This is a genomic window from Kitasatospora sp. NPDC003701, from assembly GCF_053587085.1.
Genome location: NZ_JBSFNM010000048.1, coordinates 46969 through 70149, shown reverse-complemented (window position 1 = coordinate 70149; position 23181 = coordinate 46969). Strand labels below are relative to the sequence as shown.

Here is a 23181-nt window from a genome sequence, read left to right as displayed (position 1 = left end):
ACCTGAGCCGCGACGAAGCCCAGCAGCGGGCCAGCATCCTGGCCGTGGACAGCTACCAGGTCCGGCTGGACGTGACCTCGGCCCCCGACCCCCGAAGCCGACTCCTGGGTGACGCGGTGGGGCGTACCCGGGGTCTAGCCTTCCGGGCATGACGCCGCGTACACCTCAGTCGCCGCGGGCGCGCCCCGGCCCGTCGTGGGAGGAGCCGCCCGTGTCGCTGGGGCATTCCGGGCCGTCGTCCCAGGAGCCGTCCGTGTCGGGGGAGCACCCCGCGTCGGAGGAGCTGCCCGGCGCCGGCGGGCGTGCCGTGCCCGCGCACGGGCTCGTGACGCCTGCGGACGGGCAGGCCGAGCCCTGGCGCCCGCCGTGGGTACGGGCCGCGAAGGCGGGCTGGCCGGTGGCCGCGGCGCTGGTCATCGCGGCGGTCCAGGTGGTGGGGTCCACGGCGGCCGCGCAGCACCAGAGCGGGCGGGTCCCGCTGGACGCGTTCGGCTACCTGCTGTTGCTGCTCGGGCCGGCCCTGCTGGTGCTGCGCCGCCGGTGGCCGGTGGCGGCGGTGGCGGGCAGTTCGGCCGTCACCGCGTTGTACCTGTTCGCCGGGTATCCGTACGGGCCGGTCTTCGTCAGCTGGGTGATCGCCTGCTGCGTGGCGGTCGCCTCCGGCCACCGGCGGGCCGCCTGGGCCGGCCTCGGCGGGGTCTACCTCGCCCATGTGCTGATCACCTTCGTGGTGCCGACCGGCTGGCTGCGCACGGCGCCGCCGACGATCGCGTGGTGGCAGGAGCTGGGGCTGGTGGCCTGGCTGCTGCTGGTGCTGTCGGTCGCGGAGATCGTACGGTTCCGGCGGGAGCAGATCGCCGCCCACCGGGAGTACCGCCAGCAGCAGGAGCAGCGCCGGGCGGACGAGGAGCGGCTGCGGATGGCACGGGAGTTGCACGACATCCTGGCGCACAGCCTGTCGCTGATCACCGTCCAGGCCGGGGTCGCGCTCGAACTGATCGACAGCAGGCCGGAGCAGGCCCGGACGGCGCTGGCGACGATCAAGGCGACCAGCAAGGAGGCCCTCGGCGAGGTCCGCCAGGTGCTCGGGACGCTGCGCGGACCGGGAGCGGCGGCGCCGCGCGGCCCGGCGCCCGGGCTGGCCCGGCTCGACGAGCTGACCGAGCAGGCGCAGCGGGTCGGGCTGGCGGTGGAGGTGCGCGAGACGGGTGGGCGGCGAACGCCGGCCGCCGGCGTCGACCTGACGGCCTTCCGGATCGTCCAGGAGGCGTTGACCAATGTGATCCGGCACTCGGTCGCCCGGCAGGCGACCGTCGGCCTGGACTGGACGGATCCGGCCGCCCTGGTCGTCACGGTCGACGACCCGGGCCCGGCCGCCACCGGCGACGCGGGTGGCACCGGCAGCGGGCTGACCGGGATGCGGGAGCGGGTCGCCGCGTTCGGCGGGACCATCACGGCGGGGCCGCTGGCGGGCGGCGGATTCCGGGTCCGGGCGACGCTGCCCACGACCGGGGCGGAGGACGAGTGATCAGGGTCCTGCTGGCGGACGACCAGCTGCTGGTGCGGGCGGGCTTCCGGGCGCTGCTCGACCAGCAGGACGACCTCACCGTGGTCGGTGAGGCGGACGACGGCGAGGCTGCCGTCCGCCTCACCCGCGAACTGCGCCCGGACGTCGTCCTGATGGACATCCGGATGCCCCGGACGGACGGGCTGGAGGCGACCCGCCGGATCGCCGCGGATCCGGCCCTGGGCGAGGTGCGGGTGGTCGTCCTGACGACTTTCGAGCTGGACGAGTACGTCTTCGAGGCGCTGCGCTCGGGGGCGGCCGGCTTCCTGGTCAAGGACACCGAGCCGGCCGAGCTGTTGCGTGCCGTCCGGGTCGCGGCGGCGGGACGCGCTGCTCTCACCGGGGGTGACGCGCCGTCTGATCGGCGAGTTCGCCGCCCGCTCCAAGGCGCCGGAGCAGACCCCGGCGGGGCTCTCGGACATCTCGGCGCTCACCGAGCGGGAGCGGGAGGTGCTGGCTCTGGTGGGCATGGGGCTCTCCAACGAGGACATCGCCCGCCGCCTGGTGGTCAGCCCGCTGACCGCGAAGACGCACGTCAGCCGGGCCATGGTGAAGCTCGGTGTGCGGGACCGGGCCCAACTCGTCGTGTTCGCCTATGAGTCGGGGCTGGTCCGGCCCGGCTGGCTGGGCTGAGGCCCGCGCGCGTGCAGGGAGGCCTCGGTATGGCGTGCCCGGTGTTCGGCGCGTACTTCCCGGGCGCTGCTCCGGGGCCGGCCGTACTCCCGCGGGAGTAGCCCAACGGCCGCTCGGCGGAGGACGCGCGAGCAGGCCACCCGGCGGGAGGCTCAAGGTGTTTCGGGGCGAACCCCGAAGCGGCTGAAGCCCACCGCCGAGGAGATGAACCACCATGTACACACTGCTGGCCGACCATGACGGGCATTGGCCCGGTCCCTGGATCCTGCTGATCCCGCTGGCCTGGGCCGCCGTGGTGTTCCTTGTGATCGTCGTCCTGCGCCGGACGGTCTGGCGCAGGGGCTGCGGAGCCGGGGCGGACCATCCGCTGGCCGTCCTGGGCCGCCGCTACGCCGAGGGCGACATCGACGCGGAGGAGTACCGCGACAAGCGGGCCGTCCTCACCGAGACGCGGCGCGAGCAGGGTCGAGGGGGCGCGGGAAAGTGAGCACGCTCGACGTCGTACGCGACACCGCCGCCCGGGTCGTCGACGCCGTGAAGGTCTACGGCGTCGGCGACACCGTGGTCCGGGCGCTGGACCACGTCACGGTCGACTTCCCGGCCGGGGGGTTCACCGCGATCATGGGGCCGTCCGGTTCGGGCAAGTCCACCCTGATGCACTGTGCGGCGGGTCTCGACACCCTCACCGCCGGCCGGGCCTACATCGGCGGCACCGAGCTCGGCCCGCTCGGCGACCGGCGCCTCACCCTGCTGCGCCGGGAGCGGATCGGCTTCGTGTTCCAGGCGTTCAACCTGGTGCCCACGCTGACCGTCCGGGAGAACATCACCCTCCCGCTCGACCTGGCCGGCGCCGCGCCCGACCGGGCCTGGCTGGACGCGCTGATCGACGTCGTCGGCCTCGGCGACCGGCTGCACCACCGTCCGAGCGAGCTCTCCGGCGGCCAGCAGCAGCGCGTCGCGGTGGCCCGGGCGCTCGCCGGACGGCCGCAGGTGGTCTTCGCCGACGAGCCCACGGGCAACCTCGACTCCCGCACCGGCGGCGAGGTGCTCGGCCTGCTGCGCCGTGCCGTCGACGAGATGGGGCAGGCCGTGGTCATGGTCACCCACGACCCGATGGCGGCCGGGTACGCCGACCAGGCCCTGTTCCTGGCCGACGGCCGGCTGGTGGACCGGATGGAGCAGCCGACCGCAGGTCGGGTGCTGGACCGGATGAAGGCCTTCGAACGGGGGCGGTCATGAACTCCGCGACCGCCGCCGCCCGGCTCAGCCTGCGCTCGCTCGGAGCGCACAAACGGCGCCTGGCCGGCACCTTCCTCTCGATCCTGCTCGGGGTCGCCTTCCTGGCCGGGACGATGGTGCTCGGCGACACCCTGCGCTCCAACTTCGACACCCTGTTCGCCGACGCAAACGCCGGTACCGACGTGGTGGTCCGCAGCGCCGACGTGCTGGACTCCCCGGGCACGCCCGGCGGCGTGCGGGCGCCCGTCGACACGGCGCTCACCGAGCGGCTGCGGGCCGTCCCCGGGGTGGCCGCCGCCGAGGCGTCCGTCCAGGGCGCCGGCCAGCTGGTCGGCAGCGACGGCAAACCGGTCGGCGGGCAGGGGCCGCCGACCCTCGCCGGCAACTGGCTCACCGACGGCCGGCTCAACCCGTACCGGCTCGCCGAGGGGCGCGCGCCGCAGGCGCCCGGCGAGGCCGTGGTCAACCGCGGCGCGGCGAAGGCCGGCGGGCTGCACGTCGGCTCCACCACCGTGCTGCGCACCCCCGACCCGGTGGCCGTCACCGTCGTCGGTATCGCCACCTTCGGGGACAGTGCGGACGGGATGGGGCCGAGCACCTTCACCGCGTTGACCCTCGGGGACGCCGAGCGGTACCTCACGCCCAAGGGCACCGGCCAGGCCGGCTCGATCCAGATCCGGGCGGTGGACGGGATCTCCCAGCAGGAGCTGGTGAAGAGGGTCGCCCCGGAGCTGCCGAACGGAGTGGAGGCGATCACCGGCTCGGCGGCCACCCAGGAGAGCACCGCGATGGTGTCGGGGCGGTTCCTGACCATGTTCACCACGCTGCTGCTGGTCTTCGCCGGGATCGCGCTGCTGGTCGCGACTTTCACCATCCACAACACCTTCGCGATCGTGGTTGCGCAGCGGACCAGGGAGAACGCCCTGCTGCGGGCGCTCGGTGCGGTGCGCGGCCAGGTACTCGGGGCGACGCTGGCGGAGGCGCTGGCCGTCGGCGCGCTGGCCTCGCTCGGCGGGCTGCTCGCCGGGATCGGCGTGGCTGCCGGGCTCAAGGCACTGTTCTCGGCGCTCGGTTTCTCGCTGCCGACGGGCGGGATGGTGATCAGTGCGGCCGCGGTCGTGTTGCCGCTGCTCGTCGGCACGTTGGTCGCGGTGGGCTCGGCGCTGCTGCCGGCCGTCCGGGCCGGGCGCACCGCGCCGCTGGCGGCGCTGCGCGAGACCGGGGTGGACCGGGCCGCCGTGGGGCGGTCCGGCAGGGCCCGGGTGGTGCTCGGCGGGCTGCTGGTCGCGGCGGGCGTCCCGGTCACCGTCCTCGGCGCGACGGACGGGCCGTCGGTCATGCTGACCGCCGGGGGTGCGTTGGCCGTTCTGGCCGGCGTGGTGGTGCTCGGTCCCGTCGCCGCCGCCCTGGCCGTCCGGGTGCTGGGCGCACCGCTGTCCCGGCTGCGGGGAGTGTCCGGCACGCTGGCCCGCCGCAACGCGGCCCGCAATCCGCGCCGCACGGCGGCCACGGCGAGCGCCCTGATGATCGGCGTCGCCGTGGTCACGCTGTTCACGGTGTTCGGCGCCTCCGTGAAGGCCACCCTGGATTCCACGGTGAACTCGTCCTTCGCCGGGGATCTCGCCGTCACCGCGCCCTCGTTCGGCGCGGGCGGCAGCGGGGTCAGCCCCAAGCTGGCGGACGCGCTCGCCCAACTGCCGGAGGTGCAGCAGACGGTGGGCCTCGGCCGCGGTGTCGCGCGGATCGACGGTCACGGGCGGATGCTGGACGTCACCGACCCGGCGCGGCTGGCCGGGATAGTCGACCTCGGCCGCGTCGACGGCGCTCTCGACACGCTCGGCACCGACGGCCTGGCGGTCACGCGCAGCGAGGCGGAGCAGCGGGGCTGGCGGCTCGGGCAGAGCGTGAGTGTCGCCTTCACGGACGGCACGAGCGGTCCGTTCACGATCCGCGCCCTCTACGAGGACGGGGGCCTGGCCGGTGACTATCTGATCACTCGCCAGGCCTGGGCTCCGCACCGTGGGCAGGACGCGGACACCATGGTCGCGGTCGGGCTCAAGGACTCGGTGCCGCTCGGCGTGGGCCGGGCCGCCGTCGAGAAGGCCGCCGCGCCGTTCGGGAACCCGCAGGTGCAGGACCGGGACCAGTACGCGGAGAGCGCTGCCGGCGGGGTCGACATGATGCTCTCGGTGGTCTACGCGCTGCTGGCGCTGGCCGTGCTGATCGCGCTGCTCGGTATCGCCAACACGCTGACGCTGGCCGTGCACGAGCGGACCAGGGAGCTGGGGCTGCTGCGGGCGGTCGGTCAGACCAGGGCGCAGCTGCGGGGCATGGTGCGCTGGGAGTCGGTCCTGGTGGCCGCTTTCGGGACGGTCGGCGGGCTCGGCCTCGGGGCGTTCCTCGGCTGGGCGCTGGTGCGGGCCTCGGACAGCGCGGGGACGGGCTCGTTCGCGATCCCGCCGGGGCAACTCGCGATCGTGCTGGTGGCCGGGCTGGCGGCAGGTGCGGTCGCGGGTCTGCGCCCGGCGGGCCGGGCGGCGCGGCTGGACGTACTCCGGGCGATCGCGACGGAGTGAGGAGGTGGCAGAGCGAACGGACGAGCGTGGGGCGGGGCGGGTGTGCCGGCGGGGCGCCACCCGTCGTGGATCCTCCCCGGCCCCGCCGCCCTCGGGTGCGAGCCCTCCAGCACCCGGCCTCCCCGGCACCTGGCCGGGTGCGCCCACCCGGCTGGATTCGGCCACCCGGCCGGGTGCCTCCACCCGGCCGGGACCGGTGCTCGGCCGCGCTCGGTGCTCAGCCGTCCTGGGGGAAGACCTGCCGGAGCAGTGGGTCCGGCAGGCCGCGGCGGTGCCACTCACGCGGGTAGCCGAGCGAGACCTCTTCGAAGCGGACGCCGTCGTAGCTGGTCACCCGGGGGATGTGCAGATGGCCGTAGATCATCGCGGCGGTGTTGAAGCGTCGGTGCCAATCGGCCGTCAGCTCGGTGCCGCACCACTGGGCGAACTCCGGGTACCAGAGGATCTCGGTGGGGTGGCGGACCAGCGGATAGTGGTTGACCAGGACCAGCGGCAGCTCCGGGTCGCAGGCCGCCAGCCGCTTCTCGGTGAGCCGGACGCGCTCGCGGCACCAGGAGTCGCGGTCGGGGAACGGGTCCGGGTGGAGCAGTCGCTCGTCCGAGCAGACCACACCGCTGTTGTACGCGGCCTCCAGGGACTCCTTCTTGGTGGTCGTGCCAGGCGCCCGGAAGGTGTAGTCGTACAGCAGGAACAGCGGTGCGACGGCGACCGGTCCGCCGGCGCCCTCCCAGACCGGGTACGGGTCCTCGGGGGTGATGACACCGAGGCGGCGGCAGAGCTCCACCAGGTACTCGTAGCGGGCGACGCCGCGCAGTTGGACGGGGTCGTCGGGGTGGGTCCACAGCTCGTGGTTGCCGGGGGCCCAGATGACCCGGGCGAAGCGCTCGGCGAGCAGGCTCAGGGACCACTCGATGGTGGTGCTGATCTCGGCGATGTCACCGGCGACGATCAGCCAGTCGTCGGGGGAGTCGGGTTGCAGCTTCTCCACCAGGTCGCGGTTCTCCTGGTAGGAGACGTGCAGGTCGCTGACGGCGAGCAGTCGGCCTGCCCGTCCGGGGCCTCCCGTCCGCCCCGACTGCGCGTCACTCTGGTACTCGGTCGTCACTCCAGCCCCCATGTTGTCACCCGGCCGATACCGCCACAGTACGGGGGCGGACGGGCTTCGCGCCTCAGGTTGGCTGGATCAGTCGTTCGAGCGGCTCGCTTCCGCCGTTGGACCGGCGTGCCGGGTCCTTCGGGAGCCGACGGGGCCGCGAGGGGCCGGATGCCCGACACCGGATGCCCGACGCCGGTTCAGTCGCCGATCTGCCAGAGCACGCCGTGGCCGGCGACCGTGGTGACGGCGAGGATGACCAGCGCGGCGACGCCGAGGGCGAGGCCGAGCACGGCGCGTCCGCGGCGACGGGTGCCCCGGACCAGGGCGAGCGTGGCGAGGGTGATGGCGAGGGGGCCCAGGACGATGTTGAAGAGCAGCAGGCCCGGCAGGCCGAGGAGGAAGGAGGCCACGGCCAGGTTGTCGGCCTCGGCGGTGCGGTGACGCCGGGTGGCGGCGCCGGTGGCGTTGCTCGTGGCAGTGCTCGTGGCGGTGCTCATGACGGCAGGTCCTTCCGGGACGGCGGGGCAGCGGGACAGCAGGACAGCAGGACGGTCGGGGAAGACAGGAAGTCAGGAGGTCTGGAGGTCCGGAGGTCAGCGCTGCCGCAGGCGGGCGATGCCCTCACGGGCGCCGAACGCGAGCAGCCAGGCGGTGATGGCGGCGGAGGCGGCGAGGAAGACCGGGAGTGAGGTGTGCGCGGCGGCGCCGACGAGGACGCCCATGGCGACCAGGGCGGTGAGCAGGATCATGGCGGGCCCTTCCGGCGGCTTCACCGCCTTGGGTTTACAAGTGTTCGCTGAATCCTCCGTCACTCTACGCCGGGCTGGCCATTTTCGGCAAACACTTGTTTACTGAATGGCGTGAGTCACACCGTTGGGGCCAGACAGGCCCAGAAGCAGCAGAGTCGGCGCGCATTGCTGGATGCGGGGCTGGGCCTGCTGGCCGATCAGAACCTCGCGAGCCTCGGCGTCCGCGAGGTCACCCGGGCCGCCGGGCTGTCCCCGGCCGCGTTCTACCGGCACTTCCCGGACCTCGCCGCCCTCGGGGTGGCCCTGGTCGAGGAGTCGCTCGCCAGCCTCCATGTGATGATCCGATCCGTGTTGGCCGGGGCGGGCGGGGCCGAAGAGCTGATCGACCGGACGGTGGACGTCATCGAGCGGCATGTGCGCGAACACCAGTCGCACGTACGCTTTCTGGCGCGCGAGCGGCACGGGGGTGTGCGGCAGGTGCGGGAGGCGATCGACGTCGAGCTCGGGCGCTTCGCCATGGAGGTCGGCGCGGCGCTCGCGCTCCAGCCGGTGTCGCGCGGGTGGAGCGACGAGGATCTGCGGATGCTGGCCGAGCTCTACGTCGACCACATGGTCTCCACGGCCGCCGCCCTCCTGGAGGCGCAGGGTGCCGACCCGGCCCGCGAACGGCACATCGCCGCCACCGCCAGGCTCCAGCTGCGCCTGATCAGCCTCGGCCGCCGTCACTGGCAGGGCGGCTGACGGCCCCCCGGGCCTGACCGGCGCGCCGCACCCGGTCGCCGCGCCCGGCCCGCCACGCCCAGCCCCGATCCACCCCGGCCTGCTCCACCCCGCCTCGCCGGACCCTCCCCGCCGGACCCGGGCCGGCGCCCGCCCCGCCGGACCTGCCCCGCCGGACCCGCCCCGCCGGACCTGCCCGGCCCGGCGCCCGGCCCGGGGGCGCCCTCCCGCGCCTGACCTCCTCCTCGTGGTCGGACTCTTGACATCTCGTCATGTCCGCGCCAGCTTTGGTGCACCCCCACAACGAGAGGTCTCTCATGAAGAAGCCGCTCATAGGCATGTTCGCCGCGCTCCTGTTCGCCGGGGCCACCGCCCTCGCCGGTGCCCCCGCCGCAGTCGCCTCGTCGCCGGCGGGCGCCCAGGCCCAGACCCAGGCCCAGACCCAGGCCGACACCCAGCTCCTGGCCCCGTCCCAGGATCAGCAGGCCCAGGCCGTCGCCGCCGTGAACTTCGCCGGGACGGTGGCGCTCAGCAACTGTTCCGGTTCGCTCGTCCGGCTCCCCGCCTCCGCCGCGACGGACCCGGCGCTCGTCCTCTCGAACGGCCACTGCCTGGAGACCGGGTTCCCCGGCCCCGGCGAGGTGGTCGTCAACCAGTCCTCCAGCCGTACGTTCTCGCTGCTCAACGGCGCCGGTTCCAAGGTCGCCACGCTGCGCGCGACCAAGGTGGTCTACGGGACGATGACCGACACCGATGTGTCGATCTACCAGCTGAACACCACCTACGCCGCGATCCAGTCCAGCTACGGGATCGCCCCGCTGACCATCTCCGCGAGCCACCCGGTGCAGGGCACCTCGATCAAGGTCGTCTCCGGGTACTGGAAGAAGATCTACTCCTGCTCGGTCGACGGCTTCGTCTACCGGCTGAAGGAGGGCTCCTGGACCTGGAAGGACTCGGTCCGCTACACCTCCAGCTGCAACACCATCGGCGGCACCTCCGGCTCGCCGGTGGTCGACGCCAACACCGGCCAGGTCGTCGCCGTGAACAACACGGGGAACGAGGACGGGCAGCGCTGCACGGACAACAACCCGTGCGAGGTCGACCAGAGCGGTGTGGTGACCGTCCGGAAGGGCATCAACTACGCCCAGGAGACCTACGGCATCCCGGCCTGCTTCGCCGCCGGCAACCGCCTCGACCTCACCCGGTCCGGCTGCACCCTGCCGCGCCCCTGACCAGCACATCTTTCCCCGGTGGGCCATCCGCGATCCGCGGGTGGCCCACTCGGCCGTCTACCGGACGGCCGATTGTCCGGCGGTCGGGCCCCGATTGCCGGAAAGTGTCGAACAGTTCCGTTGACCCGATGGAGAGTTGATGTCCACCAAGCTCAGAAGGCTGCTGGTCGCCGTACTGCTGATACCGCTGCTCGGCCTCGGCCTGGCGACGCCCGCGCTGGCGGGCGGTGCCGAAGCGGGGGCGGCCGCGGCCGGATCCTCCGCGGCGGACAACCCCGCGGCCGACATCAAGGACCGCCTGGCGGCCATCCCGGGGATGACCGTCACCGAGGAGAAGCCCACCACCACCGGCCACCGCTACTTCCTGCTCACCTACACCCAGCCGATCGACCACTTCCGGCCCTGGCTGGGCACCTTCCAGCAGCGGCTGAGCGTGCTGCACCGGGGCTACGACCGCCCGACCGTCTTCTACACCAACGGCTACACGCTCGGCACCAACCCCTCGCGCACCGAGCCGACCCGGCTGACCGACGGCAACCAGGTCTCGATCGAGTACCGCTACTTCACGCCGTCCCGCCCGGAGCCCGCCGACTGGACCAAGGCCGGCATCGAGCAGGCCGCCACCGACTCGCACCGGATCATCACCGCGCTGAAGCGGATCTACCAGCGCGCGTGGCTCTCGACCGGGGCCAGCAAGGGCGGCATGTCCTCGACCTACCACCGCCGCTTCTTCCCGGACGACGTGGTCGGCACCATCGCCTACGTCGCGCCGAACGACGTCGACAACCGCGAGGACTCCGCCTACACCGACTTCTTCCGGACCGTCGGCACGCCGGAGTGCCGGGCCACGCTCGCCGCCGCGCAGCGTGAGCTGCTCGTCCGCCGCGACCGCCTGGAGGCCCGCTACGTGGCCGACAACGCGGCGGCCGGCTCGACCTTCACCACCACCGGCAGTGCCGACCGGGCGTACGAGGCGGGCGTGCTCGACGTCGTGTGGGCGTTCTGGCAGTACAGCACCGAGGCGGACTGCGCCACCGTCCCGGTGGCGGCCACCGCCACCGACGACCAGCTGTACGCGTGGTTCGACACCCAGTCCGGCATCACCGGCAACAGCGACCAGTCGCTCGCCCAGTACACCGCGTACTACTACCAGGCGGGCACGCAGCTGGGTTCGCCCTCCTTCGACGTCTCGTACCTGAAGGGCCTGCAGCACTACGACTACAAGGAGCTGTACTCGCCGCGGACCTACGTGCCGAAGAACATCCCGATGCGCTTCGACCCGTCCGCGATGCGCGACGTCGACCGCTGGGTGAAGCACTCCGCCGAGCGGATGATCTTCGTCTACGGCCAGAACGACCCGTGGGGTGCCGAGCCGTTCCGGCTGGGCTGGGGCAGTGACGACAGCTACGTCTACACCGTGGCCGGGGGCAACCACGGCTCCAACATCGGCAAGCTGGAGGCCGACGAGTCGGCCGAGGCCACCGCCAAGGTGCTGGAGTGGGCCGGCCTGGCCGACCCGGCCGGCGCCCGCTCGCTCGCCCAGTCCCACCAGATCCCGCCGTTCGGGCCGCTGGACGAGGAAGGCCTCAAGCTGGAGCACCACCGGCTCTAGCCGCCGCCTCCAGCCACCGGCCCTCACGCGGACGGCCCGGTCGGACGGCCCTGTCGGACGGTCCGACCCGGCCGCACCGCCAGGGCCGCACCGCAGAGCCGGCACCGCGAAGCCCGGCACCGCCGGAGCCGCAGGTGAGCACCACCCGGGGCCACCCGTCGCAGGCGCGACGGGTGGCCCTTCGGCGTACACGCGCACCGAGCGCGGGGGTGGGGGCGGGGGCGGAGTGCGGGAACGTGGCGCGCCCCCTCCCCGAAGCAATGAATCAGTGCTTCAATACTTTCATGGCCTACCGACGCACCCCCGCCGTACAAGCCCGCCTGGACGCCCAGCGTGAGGCGGTCCTGCAGGCCGCGGTCGGGTTGCTCGCCGAGCGCGGCTACGGCGGCTGCTCGATGGCCGCCGTGGCGGACCGCGCCGGAATCGCCACCGGCAGCCTCTACCAGCACTTCGCCAACAAGGCCGAGCTGTCCGTGGAACTGTTCCGCCGGGTGGTCACCCGTGAGATCGCCGCCGTCACCGAGGCGGTGGCCCGCCGCGAGACCCCGCAGCAGCGGATCGCCGCCGTGGTCGAGACCTTCGCCGCCCGCGCCCTGCGTGCGCCCAGGCTCGCCCATGTGCTGCTGGTCGAGCCGGCCGACGCCGTGGTGGACGCCGAGCGCCTGGTGTTCCGGCGGGCGTTCCGCGATGTGATCGCCACCGAGATCGCCGCCGCCGTGGCGGCCGGCCAACTGCCCCGGCAGGACCCGGAGCTGACCGCGGCCGCACTGGTCGGCGCGGTCGGCGAGGCGCTGGCCGGCCCGCTCGCCGCGGCCCACGCACCCGTTTCCGGGGACACCCCGCCCGAGGTGGTCCCCGCCCTGGTCTCCTTCACCCTGCGTGCCCTGGGAGGACGCGATGACAGCGACGCCTGACACCACCACGCCCGACACCCCCACGCCCGACGCGACGGCGCCCGCAACGGCCACGCCCACAACGACGACGTCCGCATCGGCCGAACCCACGCCGGCCGCCTCCGAGGCAGCGACCCCCGAGGCAGCGGCCCCCGCCTCCGGGGCGGCGTACGCGGCCTCCAGGACGCACGAGGTCACCAACCAGGTGCCGCTGCCGTACGGGCACGACACCGCCGCCGACCCGGCCCTGCTCGCTGCCCTGCACCGGGCCGGCGCCGGCTGGGCCGAGACCGAGCTGCACGAGCTGGGCTGTCTGGCCGGCTCCGAACAGGCCGCCGAGTGGGGGCGGTTGGCCAACGAGCACCCGCCCGTCCTGCGCACCCACGACCGCTTCGGCCACCGGATCGACGAGGTCGAGTTCCACCCGTACTGGCACGAACTGATGCGCACCGCCGTCGGCCACGGCCTGCACGCCACGCCCTGGCGGGACGACCGGCCGGGCGCGCACGCCGCCCGCGCCGCCAAGTTCTTCGTCTGGAGCCAGGTCGAGGCCGGCCACACCTGCCCGATCTCGATGACCTACGCCGCCGTCCCCGCCCTGCGCGCGAACCCGGCCCTGGCCGCCGAGTTGGAGCCGTTGCTGGCCGCCACCGAGTACGACTTCGGGCTGCGCGAGCCGCACGGCAAGCGCGGGCTGATCGCGGGCATGTCGATGACCGAGAAGCAGGGCGGCTCGGACGTCCGCACCAACACCACCACCGCCACCCCGCAGGCGGACGGCACCTACCGGCTGACCGGCCACAAGTGGTTCACCTCGGCGCCGATGTCGGACCTCTTCCTGACGCTGGCCCAGGCGCCGGGCGGGCTCAGCTGCTTCATGCTGCCCCGCGTCCTCCCGGACGGCACCCGCAACCGCCTCCACCTCCAGCGGCTCAAGGACAAGCTGGGCAACAAGTCCAACGCCTCCGCCGAGGTCGAGTACGACGGCGCGGTCGGCCGGCTGGTGGGCGAGGAGGGCCGTGGGGTCCGGACCATCATCGAGATGGTCAACATGACCCGCCTCGACTGCACCGTCGGCGCCGCGTCCGGCATGCGGCTCGGGGCCACCCGGGCCGTCCAGCACGCCCTGCACCGGCGGGCGTTCGGCAAGGCACTGGTCGACCAGCCGCTGATGCGCAACGTGCTCGCCGACCTGGTCGTGGAGTCCGAGGCGGCCACCACCGTGGCGATGCGCCTCGCCGAGGCCACCGACCGGGCGCTCGCCGGGGACGAGACCGAGGCGCTGCTGCGCCGGCTGGGGCTGGCCGTCGCCAAGTACTGGGTCTGCAAGCGCGGTCCGGCGCACGCCGCCGAGGCGCTGGAGTGCCTCGGCGGGAACGGCTACGTCGAGGAGTCCGGCATGCCCCGGCTCTACCGCGAGGCGCCGCTGGTGTCGATCTGGGAGGGCTCCGGCAACGTCGCCGCCCTGGACGCGCTGCGTGCCATGGCCAAGCACCCCGAGACCGTCGAGGCCTTCCTCGGCGAGCTGGACGCCGCCGCCGGCGCGGACCGCCGGCTGGACGCCGCCGTCGCCGAGCTCCGCAAGCAGCTCACCGACCCGAGTGATCTGGAGTACCGGACGCGCCGGCTGGTCGAGGCGATGGCGCTGGCCTTCCAGGGGTCCCTGCTGGTCCGCCACGGGGACCCGGCGGTGGCCGACGCCTTCTGCGCCTCCCGCCTCGGCGGCGACCACGGCGCCGCCTTCGGGACCCTGCCCGCCGGCCTCGACGCCGGGGCGATCATCGACCGCGCCCGCCCGGTGCCCGCGTGAGCACGGACGAGGCGGCGGAGGTCCGCGGGTTCTGGCAGGCCCTCGGCCTGCCCGGCCTGATCGACGTGCACACCCACTTCATGCCGAAGAACGTCCTGGACAAGGTGTGGGCGTACTTCGACGTGGCCGGCCCGCTGGTCAACCGCCCCTGGCCGATCACCTACCGCGTCACCGAGGACGAACGCGTCGGTCGGCTGCGGGAGTTCGGCGTCCGGGCGTTCACGTCCATGCTGTACCCGCACAAGGCCGGGATGGCCTCCTGGCTGAACGCCTGGGCCGCCGACTTCGCCGCCCGCACCCCGGACTGCCTGCACACCGCGACCTTCTTCGCCGAGGCGGAGGCGCCCGCCTACGTGGCGCGGGCGATCGAGGACGGCGCCCGGGTGTTCAAGGCGCACCTCCAGGTCGGCGGCTACGACCCGACGGACGCTCGGCTGGACGAGGTCTGGGGGCTGCTCGCGCAGACCGGCACCCCGGTGGTCGTCCACTGCGGATCGGGGCCGGTGGCGGGCAAGTTCACCGGTCCCGGCCCGATCGGCGAGGTGCTGGACCGGCACCCGGGGCTTCCCCTGGTGGTCGCCCATCTCGGCATGTCCGAGTACCGCGACTTCCTCGACCTCGCCGAGCGCCACCCGTCCGTCCGGCTGGACACCACCATGGCGTTCACCGACTTCGTCGAGGCCGACGACCCGTTCCCGCGCACCGAACTGCCGCGCCTGCGCGCGCTCCAGGACCGTGTCCTGCTCGGCAGCGACTTCCCCAACATCCCCTACCCGTACCTCCATCAGCTGGAGGCGCTGGCCGCTCTGGGGCTGGGGGAGGACTGGCTGCGGGCGGTCTGCCACGACAATGCCGCCGCGCTCTTCGGGCTCGACCCGGCGGGCTGACCACCGCCCCGGCCGGTCGCAACACCTCCAGCAGCACCTCCGTACCCGCGCGGGCGCTGCACCGGCGAGCCCCGTTGCAGCGCCCGCGACCACGGCCCTGGTCCGGCCTGGTCCGGCCTGATCCGGCCTGATCAGCCCCCGGCCCTGCCCCGACAGTGCCCCTGACCTGGGCCATGACCTCGGAGGTAATCGACGCCCCGGGCCCCGCCGGGCAGAGTGTGGAGCACCCGGTCGCGCCGACCGCACCGGGATCCGACCACTCTTCCGGAGGCTGATCCGCCATGTCCGCGAACACCCTCACCGCCGCCCGCCCCACCGCCGCCGCCGACCGGAAGGCCCAGCAGAACCTGCGCCGTTTCCTCGCCCTCGACGGGCTGGTGAGCGGCGGCAACGGCCTCGCCTACCTGGCCTTCTCCGGCCCGCTCGGCGACCTGCTCGGTGTCGGCGGTGCCACCCTGGTCGAGCTGGGCGCCGTCCTCGCGGTGTTCGGCCTCGCGGTCGGCCTCCTGGCCGCCCGCCGCCGCCCGGCCCGCCTCGCCGTACAGGTGGTGATCGACGTCAACGTGGCCTGGGCGGTGCTCAGCCTGGTGGCGATGGAGGTCTGGCTGGAGCCGAGCACCGCCGGGCTGGTCTGGATCCCGCTGCAGGCCGGCACCGTGCTGCTGTTCGCCGCCCTCCAGTTCACCGCCCTGCGCGGGCTCGGCCGGGCGGACCGCTGACGGCGGACCGGGGCGACCCGCCGGCGCTCGGACCGGGCGCCCGGGCCGGGCGCCCGGCCCGGGTGAGCCGCTAACGATCGGCGGGTACCGCCGCCTGCAGGAACGCGACCGTCTGCGCGTCGGCCGGGAGGAAGGTCTCCATGGCCAGCTCGGAGACGGTCACGTCCATGGGTGTGTTGAAGGTCGCGATGGTGGAGAGGAAGGACAGCACCTGCCCGTCGACCGCCACCCGCATGGGCAGGGCGAACGGGAACAGCTCGGTGATGTCCTCCTCGGGCTCGTCGAAGGCCGACTCCGGCTCGGGGTAGGCGCTGACCTCGTCGAACAGCTCCCGCAGCGGCTCCGAGCGGACCAGCGAGATCTGATGGCCCATCCGCTCCAGCAGGTGCCGCCGCCACTGCCGGAAGTTGACGATGCGCGGCGCCAGCCCCTCCGGGTGCAGGGTGATCCGCATCGCGTTGAGCGGCGGCTCCAGCAGGTGCGGGGCCACGCCGGAGAGCAGCAGGCCGAGCGAGCGGTTGGCCGCCAGCACCCGGAAGGTGCCGTCGACCACCACGGCCGGGTACGGGTCGTGCGAGGCCAGCAGCCGTTCCATCCCGGCCCGCAGCGCGTCCATCGCCGGGTCGTCCAGCGGCGTCTCGGGGTAGTGCGGGGCGTAACCGGCGGCCAGCAGCAGGGAGTTGCGTTCGCGGACGGGGATGTCCAGCTGCTCGGCGAGCCGCAGCACCATCTCCTGACTGGGCCGGGAGCGCCCGGTCTCGACGAAGCTGATGTGCCGGGCGGAGGAGTCGGCCCGCAGCGCCAGTTGCAGCTGGCTGAGCTGTCGCCGCTCGCGCCAGCCGCGCAGCAGCGCCCCCACGCCCGTTCCCGTACCGGTGTCGATCCCCGCTGTCGTCATGACTGGACGGTACTCCGGGCGCGGCCGGCCGGTCAGGCGCCGGTGGTGGAACCGGGTCGGATGATCATCAGGACGACGACCACGGCCCAGAGCAGGTTGAACACCCCGGCCGTCATCGGCAGCAGCCGCAGGCCCTGGACGGCCTTGCCGTGCTCGGGCGCCTCGGCGTCGAGGTCGAGCGCGTCCACCGCGGCCTGCTGCGCGGGCAGGACGAACAGCAGCAGCGAGAGCGCCGCGAGCGCGGTGAGCACCATCGAGACGATCAGCCAGGACTGCCCCAGCACGTCCATCACCTGGGCGACGCCGATGCCCATCACCGGGACGGCTATCCCGAGCAGCGCGTAGACCTGGGTGATCCGGTGCAGCAGGCGCAGGGTGCCGGCCTCGGCGGCCCGGTCCGGCCCGCCGGCCAGCGCGGCCTGCGCCCGGCGCGGGAACATGCTCACGGCCACCGCCACCGGGCCGATGAACAGCACCGAGGCGAGGACGTGCAGGCTCAGCAGGAACTTGGCCATGGCGGGGACACCCTTTGATCCAACGGGGGCTGCGCGCCGGGGACGCGGCGCGGGCAGCCGGGGCGTCCGGTTTCCGAGCCCCGAGCAGGCACGCTAACACCGCTTATCCGGGCCCCTGCCGCGCGGGTGAGACACCGCCTTCACCGGCCCGCCCGCCCGACCCGCGACCGACCCGCGCGCGGCCACGACCGTCCCACCCGCGGCCACGACCGTCCCACCCGCGGCCCCGACCGAGCGCTCAGCCGGCCGGCGGCGTCAGCACCACGACCCGCGGCGCGGCGGTGCTCGCCACCGAGACGGCCGCCCCCTGCCGGACGTCCGCCCAGTCGAGCAGGTACAGGTCCTGGTAGCGGCTGCGCAGCGGCTGCCCCGGCGGCACGTCGAGCGGCAGCGCGGAGAGGTCGACGCCGGCGAGGGTGTCCAGGCTGGCCCGCCCGAGCTTGATCAGCGACTCCTTCCGCACCCAGAGCCGCAGGAAGGCCCGCCCGGGCTCCGGGTGCGCCTCGACCTGCCGCAGCTCGGCCGGGCTGAGCACGCGCGGGGCGACGTCGAGGAGCGAGCCGCTGCGGGCCGTCAGCTCGACGTCGACGCCGACCGGTACGAGCCCGGCGGCGGCCGCGACGACCCCCCGGGTGTGCGAGAGGCTCACCTGGACGTCCGGGTGGTCCGGCAGGTAGGGCCGGCCGTGGTCGCCCTTGCCGCAGTCGGGGCAGTTCTGGGCCAGCGTGATCTCGGTGGCGGGCACGCCGAGCAGGCGGGCGGCGCAGAGCCGGACCAGGATGTGCGCGGCGGTGAAGTCGACCCGCCCCGACGCGTGCCGGAACCGCGCGGCGCGCTCGCGCTCGACGACGGTGAGCAGGTGTTCGCCGGCCTCGGGGTGCCGCAGGACGTCGGCGCTGGCCGAGACGGCGGCGAGCGGAGCGTGCGGGTCCTGGTCCTCGGAAGTCATGGACCCAACCTAGCGGGGGCCGGCGGGAGCCGTGGTCGCTCGGCCGCCCGGACTGCTTGGGATCGGTCCTGATGGTCTGTAGGGTATGGATCGTCCGATTTGGTGTTGGATGTACCGGATGTATCGGATATCGGCTGGGATCAACTGAAACGCGGCAGGTTGTGCGACCTGCCGCGTTCTCTCTGTGCGGAGGAATGTGTCGATGGATCAGGGCATGGGTTCGCCGGGTCGCAGAACAACCGCCATGAAGAGGCCGCCGTCCGTCCGCGGGCGCCGGGCCGTCCGGCTGGCGGTGGCGACCGCGGTCGCGGCGCTCCCGATGGCCGCGGTGCTGACGGTGGGTTCGGCCGCACCGCTGGCTCCGCCGCTGGGCGCCTGCTCCGGGCCCGACTGCCCGGCCGTCTGGCCGTCGCCGCCGCACAACGGGGACTTTCCCGGGCGGGACGCCTCGATCAACGTCTTCACCGGCGGCGACTACACCGTGAACGGCCGGGCCGCCGAGGTGGAGGGCAAGGTCGTCACCCTGGGCGACCTCACGGTGGACAAGAACGGGGGCGGCGCCTTCAACATGGGCGTGGTCGGGGTCGGTTCGCGGGTGGTGCCGCCCAACGGGAGCGACTTCGTCACCGTCGGCGGCAACGTGGACGTGAAGACCGGGGACCAGATCCTCATCGGCGGCAGCGACTCCAAGGGCCCGGCCTTCGGCAACCTGCGCTACGCGGGCACGCTCACCGGCACCGTCAACATCGACCCCACCGGTCAGGCGATCAAGGATCCCGACGCCGCCGCTCCCTACCAGTCGGTGCTGACCCAGATCGAGGAGGTCTCCGCCTGCGTCGCCACGGCGACCGCCACCGGCACCGTCGCGGTGACCAACAGCGAGGCCACCTTCACCGGCGACGGGACCAGCATGAAGCAGGTCTTCAACGTCGACCGGAACCTGGGCTCGGCCACCCAGCAGATCGGACTGGTCTTCGCCAACATCCCGGCCGGCGCCACCGTGGTTGTCAACATGCTGGGGGCCGCCCCGATCATCAACACCTACACCGGTACCGGACTGCCGGGGGACCAGACCACCGAGATGCGCTCCAAGCTGATGTGGAACTTCCCCACGTCGACCGACGCGCGGATCCTCGGGAGCGCGCAGTTCCAGGGCTCGGTCATGGCGGGCAACGTGGGCGGCACCACGACCATCGCCCAGCCCGGCATGAACGGCCGGGTGTACCTCGCGGGCAACCTGATCCAGACCGGCAGCGGCGGCTACGAGATCCACAGCTACCCGTTCGACGGGGACCTGCCGGACTGCGCCGTGACGCCCAGCCCGACGCCCACGTCGCCGTCGCCGACCTCGCCGAGCCCCACGCCGACCTCGCCGTCCCCGACGCCCACGTCCCCGTCGCCGACCTCACCGTCGCCGACCTCCCCGTCGCCGACCGCGTCGCCCAGCACCCCGGCCCCCAGTTCGTCGAGCCCCGCGCCGACCGGGCCGACCAAGCACCCGACCAGCCACCGGCCCACCAGTCACCGGCCCACCAGCCACCTGCCGGCCCCCGGCTCGTCGACCGGCGGCGGCGGTTCGCTGCCGTCGACCGGCGCGGGCAACGGGCCGGTCGTGCTCGGCCTGGCCGGTGTCGGCCTGCTCGGTCTCGGCGGTCTCGCGGTCCTGGCCGCCCGCCGTCGCGGACGCCACAGCTAGCCCGGGCGGGCGGCGCCCTGGCGCCGAACCTCCGTCAGGCCGCCCGGTCACCCGACCGGGCGGCCTGCCCGTGTCCGGCAGCCGTCCAGCCGCCGTTCCCGCTCGCCGCGCGCCGCCGTCGTGTCCGCCCGCCGCTGCCGGCGCCTCGCCGCCCGCGAGCCGCCGCCCCGGTCGGGTGCGCTCAGCGCGTCGCCGGCCCGGCCGGGAGCCGGTCCAGCCCCGACCCCAGCAGGCCGAAGGCCTCCTCGGCCGCCGCCTCGACGCGGGCCCGGACGGTCTCGGCCGGCACGCCCGCCACGATGCCCCGCCGGATCTCCGCCATGACCGCCCGGTGCGCCCCCGCGACGGCGCCCGCCAGGATCCGGGGCAGCGGGTCGTCCGGGCCGGCTCCCGACTCCTCGGCCAGGGCCGCCGCGAGCGCCGCCTCGGCGCGTTCGCCCAGCTCCAGCAGCCGGGCCCGGAGCGCGGGGCTCTCCGCGACCACCCGCCAGAACACCGCCGCCTCGGCGCTCAGCCCGAAGGTGGGCTCGCCCACCGCGAGCCCGGCCAGCAGGTCGGCCCGGACCGCCTCGACGGCCGAGACCCCCGCCGGCCGTTCCCGTACCACCGTCGCCAGGTGGGCGATCACCGCGTCCTGCCGGTCGAAGAAGAGGTCCTCCTTGGTCGGGAAGTAGTTGAACACCGTGTTGGCCGAGACCCCGGCGGCCCTGGCCACCTCGGCGACGGTGACCTGCTCGAACCCGCGGTCGACGAACAGCCCCATCGCCGTGTCGGCCAGCAGGGTCCGGGTCTGCTGCTTCTTGGCTTCGCGAAGTCCCATGAGGGAATCATAGTGCCGCACCAAATTTGCAGTGACACCAAAAATCTGGGCTACGGTAACCGCATGACTTTCACCTTCGGCATCTATCCCGGCGGTCTGCTCGGCGACGACATCGGCGTGATCGAACCCGTCAGCCCCGACGACCCGGCGCTGATCGAGGCGGCCCTGCGTGAACTCCAGGGCGAGGCACCCACCTTGCTGGTGCGGGCCTACCGCCCGTACCCCGAGGGTCCCGGCACCCCGGCCGAACCGGAGCGCTACGCCGTCGAGGGCCGCCGGCTCGACCTGGTGCTCCAGTTCCGCGACCCGACCGGGAGCCTCGACGGCTGGCTGGACTTCGTCCGGCGGACCGTGCGGGAGGAGGGGCACCGGGTGGCGACCCTGCAGATCTGCGAGGAGCCCAACGCCGACCGCCCGGCGCTCGACGGCAGTACGCCCAACGTCCGCCGGGCGCTGGTCCAGGGGGTGGTGGCGGCCAAGGAGGAGGCGCTCGCCCGTGGCCTCGACCTCGCGGTCGGGTTCAACGCGGTGCTGAGCTTCGATCCCGCCGACACCTTCTGGGCGGAGCTCGGCGCGCTCGCGGACGAGCGCTTCCACCGGGCGCTCGACTACGTCGGCCTGGACTTCTTCCCCGACGTCTTCCGGCCCGTCCCGCCGGACCGCCTCGCCGAGGTGGTCGGCGCGGTGCTCACCGGCTTCCGGCGGGAGAGCGTCGCGAAGGCGGGCATCGGCCCCGGTGTGCCGATCAGGATCTGCGAGCACGGCTGGCCCACCGGGCCGGACCGGACGGAGGCGCGGCAGGCCGAGGTGGTCGAGGAGGTGGTCCGGACGGTGGTCGGGCTCGCGGGCGAACTGGCCATCGACGGCTATGCCTTCTTCAGCCTGCGCGACGCGGACAGCGCGGGCACCGGCGCCTTCGACGGGTTCGGCCTGCTCCGGGACGACTACACCCGCAAGCCGGCCTTCGAGGTCTACCGGCGGCTGGTCGGGGAGCTGACCGTGCGGTGACCCGTGCGGTGACCGCCGGCGCCGAACGGCCCGCGCCCGCCCGCCGGGTGCGGGGCCGCTCGGCGCCGGGCCACTGCGCCCGCCGTCGGGGGCTACTGCGCCCACCACCGGGGCTACTGCGCCCACCACCGGGGGGCTACTGCCCCATGACGTACTTGACCGTCGGGCCGGTGGTCCAGCCGCCGTCGACGGCGAGTTCGGCGCCGTTGACGTAGGAGGCGTCGTCCGAGAGCAGGTAGACGACGGCGGTGGCGATCTCGGGGGCCTCCCCGACCCGGGCCATCGGGGTGTTGGGGTAGTTGCCCTCGCCGCTGCGGATGCCGACGGAGGCGGTCATCGGGGTGTAGGTCATGCCGGGGTGGACCGAGTTGACCCGGATCCGCTCGGCCCCCAGCTCCACGGCGCCGATCTTGGACAGGCCGCGGACGCCCCACTTGGAGGCGCCGTAGCCGGCGGTCAGGGCCAGGCCCATCAGGCCGGCCGCCGAGGAGATGTTGACGATCGAGCCGCCGCCGGCCGAACGCAGCGCCGGGACGATCGTCTTCATCCCGATGAAGACACCGGTCAGATTGATGTCCACCACCTTGCGGAAGTGGTCGACGCTCTCGTCCACGAGCAGCGAACCGGTGGCGATCCCGGCGTTGTTGACCAGGCCGTGCACCGCGCCGAACTCCGCCTCGGCGAAGTCGACCACGTGCTGCCAGTCCTCCTCCGAGGTCACGTCGTGGCGCACGAACCTGGCCCGGTCGCCGAGCGCGGCGGCGGTGGCCTTGCCGTCCGCCTCCAGCACGTCGGTGATCACCACCTGGGCGCCGGCCGCGACGGCGAGCCGGGCGGCCTCGGCGCCCAGGCCGCGGGCGCCGCCCGTGATGATGACGGTCTTGCCGGTCAGGTCGTTCATGACGTGCTCCTCGGGGGGATCGGTGCGCAGAGCATGGCGGCGGACATCGTCACCAGGTCGGCGAGGAAGGTCTCCTCGTCGGTCAGCGGGGTGGTCCCGGTGAGGTACTGCCGGGCGCGGTCGGCCAGGGCCGCTCCGATCAGGGTGAGCGTCAGGTCGATCCGCTCCAGCCGGATCGGCTCCGGCACGGACCGGATCCGGTCCTCGATCAGCTCGATCAGCCGCCAGTAGCCGCCGCCGGCCAGCGTCGGGTGCGGCGTCCGGGTGCGGACGCCGCTGCTGTGGCTGACCTGGGCGGAGATCCGCAGGCAGTGCCGGCCCCGCTCGGTGCGCAGCTCGGTGGCCTCGGCCGCGACCAGCGCGCCGAGCAGTCCGGCCGGGCCGGCGGAGTCGAGCCCGGGCAGCAACGGCGCGAGGGCCTGCTCGGTGCGCTCCTGGCGGCCGGCCATGATCGCGTCGAGCAGGCCCTCGCGGGAGCCGAAGTGGTACTGCACGGCGGAGGGGTTGCTCTGCCCGGCGAGCCGGGTGATGTCCCTGGTCAGGGCGGCTTCCACGCCTCGGGCGGCGAAGAGTTCCTCCGCCGCCCGGAGCAGCTTCTCGCGGGTCTCGTGGCCCGCCGACGTCCTTGCCATACCGACGACTTTAATGCTGGGCATTATTA

At 73.8% G+C, this 23181-nt stretch carries 22 protein-coding genes and 1 pseudogene; 14 read left to right on the top strand and 9 right to left on the bottom strand.

Translation table 11 applies throughout. The annotated features are described in order from the left end of the window. Positions 1-253 precede the first annotated feature (253 nt). From ACWDRR_RS32670 to ACWDRR_RS32650, 5 genes and pseudogenes are all read left to right on the top strand, one after another. Positions 254-1528, top strand: coding sequence for a sensor histidine kinase (locus ACWDRR_RS32670; RefSeq protein ID WP_449775875.1), 1275 nt, complete (start codon positions 254-256; stop codon positions 1526-1528). Continuing rightward, positions 1525-2200 (top strand): annotated as a pseudogene (locus ACWDRR_RS32665) (response regulator transcription factor). The gene ACWDRR_RS32670 and the pseudogene ACWDRR_RS32665 overlap by 4 nt, the downstream one beginning before the upstream one ends. A gap of 214 nt (positions 2201-2414) precedes the next feature. Further along, a complete protein-coding gene (locus ACWDRR_RS32660) occupies positions 2415-2687 on the top strand; it encodes an SHOCT domain-containing protein (protein WP_449775874.1) in 273 nt (90 codons plus the stop codon). Next, positions 2684-3439 (top strand): ABC transporter ATP-binding protein, encoded by a 756-nt coding sequence (locus ACWDRR_RS32655; protein ID WP_449775873.1) that lies wholly within the window; start codon positions 2684-2686, stop codon positions 3437-3439. Before ACWDRR_RS32660 ends, ACWDRR_RS32655 begins: the two co-directional genes overlap by 4 nt. Continuing rightward, a complete protein-coding gene (locus ACWDRR_RS32650) occupies positions 3436-6015 on the top strand; it encodes an ABC transporter permease (protein WP_449775872.1) in 2580 nt (859 codons plus the stop codon). Before ACWDRR_RS32655 ends, ACWDRR_RS32650 begins: the two co-directional genes overlap by 4 nt. Positions 6016-6232: 217 nt before the next feature. Here ACWDRR_RS32650 and ACWDRR_RS32645 read toward each other — a convergent pair whose 3' ends face one another. From ACWDRR_RS32645 to ACWDRR_RS32635, 3 genes are all read right to left on the bottom strand, one after another. Next, positions 6233-7120 carry a metallophosphoesterase family protein gene (locus ACWDRR_RS32645; protein ID WP_449775871.1) on the bottom strand — a complete coding sequence of 296 codons (888 nt, stop codon included), beginning with the start codon at positions 7118-7120 and terminating at the stop codon, positions 6233-6235. Between the two features lie 188 nt (positions 7121-7308). Further along, positions 7309-7608 (bottom strand): DUF4190 domain-containing protein, encoded by a 300-nt coding sequence (locus tag ACWDRR_RS32640; RefSeq protein ID WP_449775870.1) that lies wholly within the window; start codon positions 7606-7608, stop codon positions 7309-7311. A gap of 96 nt (positions 7609-7704) precedes the next feature. Continuing rightward, complete coding sequence (locus tag ACWDRR_RS32635; RefSeq protein ID WP_449775869.1) at positions 7705-7884, bottom strand: hypothetical protein; 180 nt, start codon at positions 7882-7884, stop codon at positions 7705-7707. Between the two features lie 87 nt (positions 7885-7971). On the opposite strand from ACWDRR_RS32635, the gene ACWDRR_RS32630 reads away from it, so the two are divergent. The 7 genes from ACWDRR_RS32630 to ACWDRR_RS32600 all read left to right on the top strand — a co-directional run bounded on the left by ACWDRR_RS32630 (position 7972) and on the right by ACWDRR_RS32600 (position 15733). Then, positions 7972-8601: a TetR family transcriptional regulator gene (locus tag ACWDRR_RS32630; RefSeq protein ID WP_449775868.1), complete on the top strand. Its 630-nt coding sequence runs from the start codon at positions 7972-7974 to the stop codon at positions 8599-8601. Positions 8602-8897: 296 nt separating this feature from the next. Then, entirely contained in the window at positions 8898-9812 is a 915-nt protein-coding gene (locus ACWDRR_RS32625) for a S1 family peptidase (RefSeq protein ID WP_449775867.1), read from the top strand. Between the two features lie 139 nt (positions 9813-9951). Beyond that, on the top strand, positions 9952-11424 hold the full coding sequence (locus tag ACWDRR_RS32620; RefSeq protein WP_449775866.1) for a S28 family serine protease: 1473 nt from the start codon (positions 9952-9954) through the stop codon (positions 11422-11424). Between the two features lie 284 nt (positions 11425-11708). Further along, positions 11709-12338, top strand: coding sequence for a TetR/AcrR family transcriptional regulator (locus ACWDRR_RS32615; RefSeq protein WP_360628730.1), 630 nt, complete (start codon positions 11709-11711; stop codon positions 12336-12338). After that, entirely contained in the window at positions 12322-14127 is a 1806-nt protein-coding gene (locus ACWDRR_RS32610; protein ID WP_449775865.1) for an acyl-CoA dehydrogenase family protein, read from the top strand. Before ACWDRR_RS32615 ends, ACWDRR_RS32610 begins: the two co-directional genes overlap by 17 nt. Then, entirely contained in the window at positions 14124-15014 is an 891-nt protein-coding gene (locus ACWDRR_RS32605; protein WP_449775864.1) for an amidohydrolase family protein, read from the top strand. The genes ACWDRR_RS32610 and ACWDRR_RS32605 overlap by 4 nt, the downstream gene beginning before the upstream one ends. 281 nt (positions 15015-15295) lie before the next feature. Then, the gene (locus ACWDRR_RS32600) at positions 15296-15733 is read left to right on the top strand and encodes a hypothetical protein (RefSeq protein ID WP_449775863.1); all 438 of its coding nucleotides are present in this window, start codon (positions 15296-15298) and stop codon (positions 15731-15733) included. Positions 15734-15803: 70 nt separating this feature from the next. Here ACWDRR_RS32600 and ACWDRR_RS32595 read toward each other — a convergent pair whose 3' ends face one another. The 3 genes from ACWDRR_RS32595 to ACWDRR_RS32585 form a co-directional block, all read right to left on the bottom strand. After that, the gene (locus tag ACWDRR_RS32595; RefSeq protein ID WP_449775862.1) at positions 15804-16631 is read right to left on the bottom strand and encodes a helix-turn-helix domain-containing protein; all 828 of its coding nucleotides are present in this window, start codon (positions 16629-16631) and stop codon (positions 15804-15806) included. A 32-nt stretch (positions 16632-16663) separates the two neighbouring features. After that, a complete protein-coding gene (locus ACWDRR_RS32590; RefSeq protein WP_449775861.1) occupies positions 16664-17146 on the bottom strand; it encodes a DUF2269 family protein in 483 nt (160 codons plus the stop codon). A 238-nt stretch (positions 17147-17384) separates the two neighbouring features. Beyond that, positions 17385-18095, bottom strand: coding sequence for a 4'-phosphopantetheinyl transferase family protein (locus ACWDRR_RS32585; protein WP_449775860.1), 711 nt, complete (start codon positions 18093-18095; stop codon positions 17385-17387). Between the two features lie 244 nt (positions 18096-18339). Between ACWDRR_RS32585 and ACWDRR_RS32580 the strand changes: the two genes are divergently transcribed. Further along, positions 18340-19791, top strand: a complete 1452-nt coding sequence (locus ACWDRR_RS32580) for a choice-of-anchor A family protein (RefSeq protein ID WP_449775859.1) — start codon at positions 18340-18342, stop codon at positions 19789-19791. Positions 19792-19972: 181 nt separating this feature from the next. Here the strand turns inward: ACWDRR_RS32580 and ACWDRR_RS32575 are convergent, their stop codons facing one another. Further along, a complete protein-coding gene (locus ACWDRR_RS32575; RefSeq protein WP_449775858.1) occupies positions 19973-20611 on the bottom strand; it encodes a TetR/AcrR family transcriptional regulator in 639 nt (212 codons plus the stop codon). A 63-nt stretch (positions 20612-20674) separates the two neighbouring features. Here ACWDRR_RS32575 and ACWDRR_RS32570 point away from each other — a divergent pair, with 63 nt between their 5' ends. Then, on the top strand, positions 20675-21619 hold the full coding sequence (locus ACWDRR_RS32570; RefSeq protein ID WP_449775857.1) for a hypothetical protein: 945 nt from the start codon (positions 20675-20677) through the stop codon (positions 21617-21619). 136 nt (positions 21620-21755) lie between these two features. Here the strand turns inward: ACWDRR_RS32570 and ACWDRR_RS32565 are convergent, their stop codons facing one another. Together ACWDRR_RS32565 and ACWDRR_RS32560 are read right to left on the bottom strand one after the other, a co-directional pair. Next, entirely contained in the window at positions 21756-22520 is a 765-nt protein-coding gene (locus tag ACWDRR_RS32565) for a glucose 1-dehydrogenase (protein WP_449775856.1), read from the bottom strand. Then, on the bottom strand, positions 22517-23152 hold the full coding sequence (locus tag ACWDRR_RS32560; protein WP_449775855.1) for a TetR family transcriptional regulator: 636 nt from the start codon (positions 23150-23152) through the stop codon (positions 22517-22519). The genes ACWDRR_RS32565 and ACWDRR_RS32560 overlap by 4 nt, the downstream gene beginning before the upstream one ends. Positions 23153-23181: the final 29 nt, after the last annotated feature.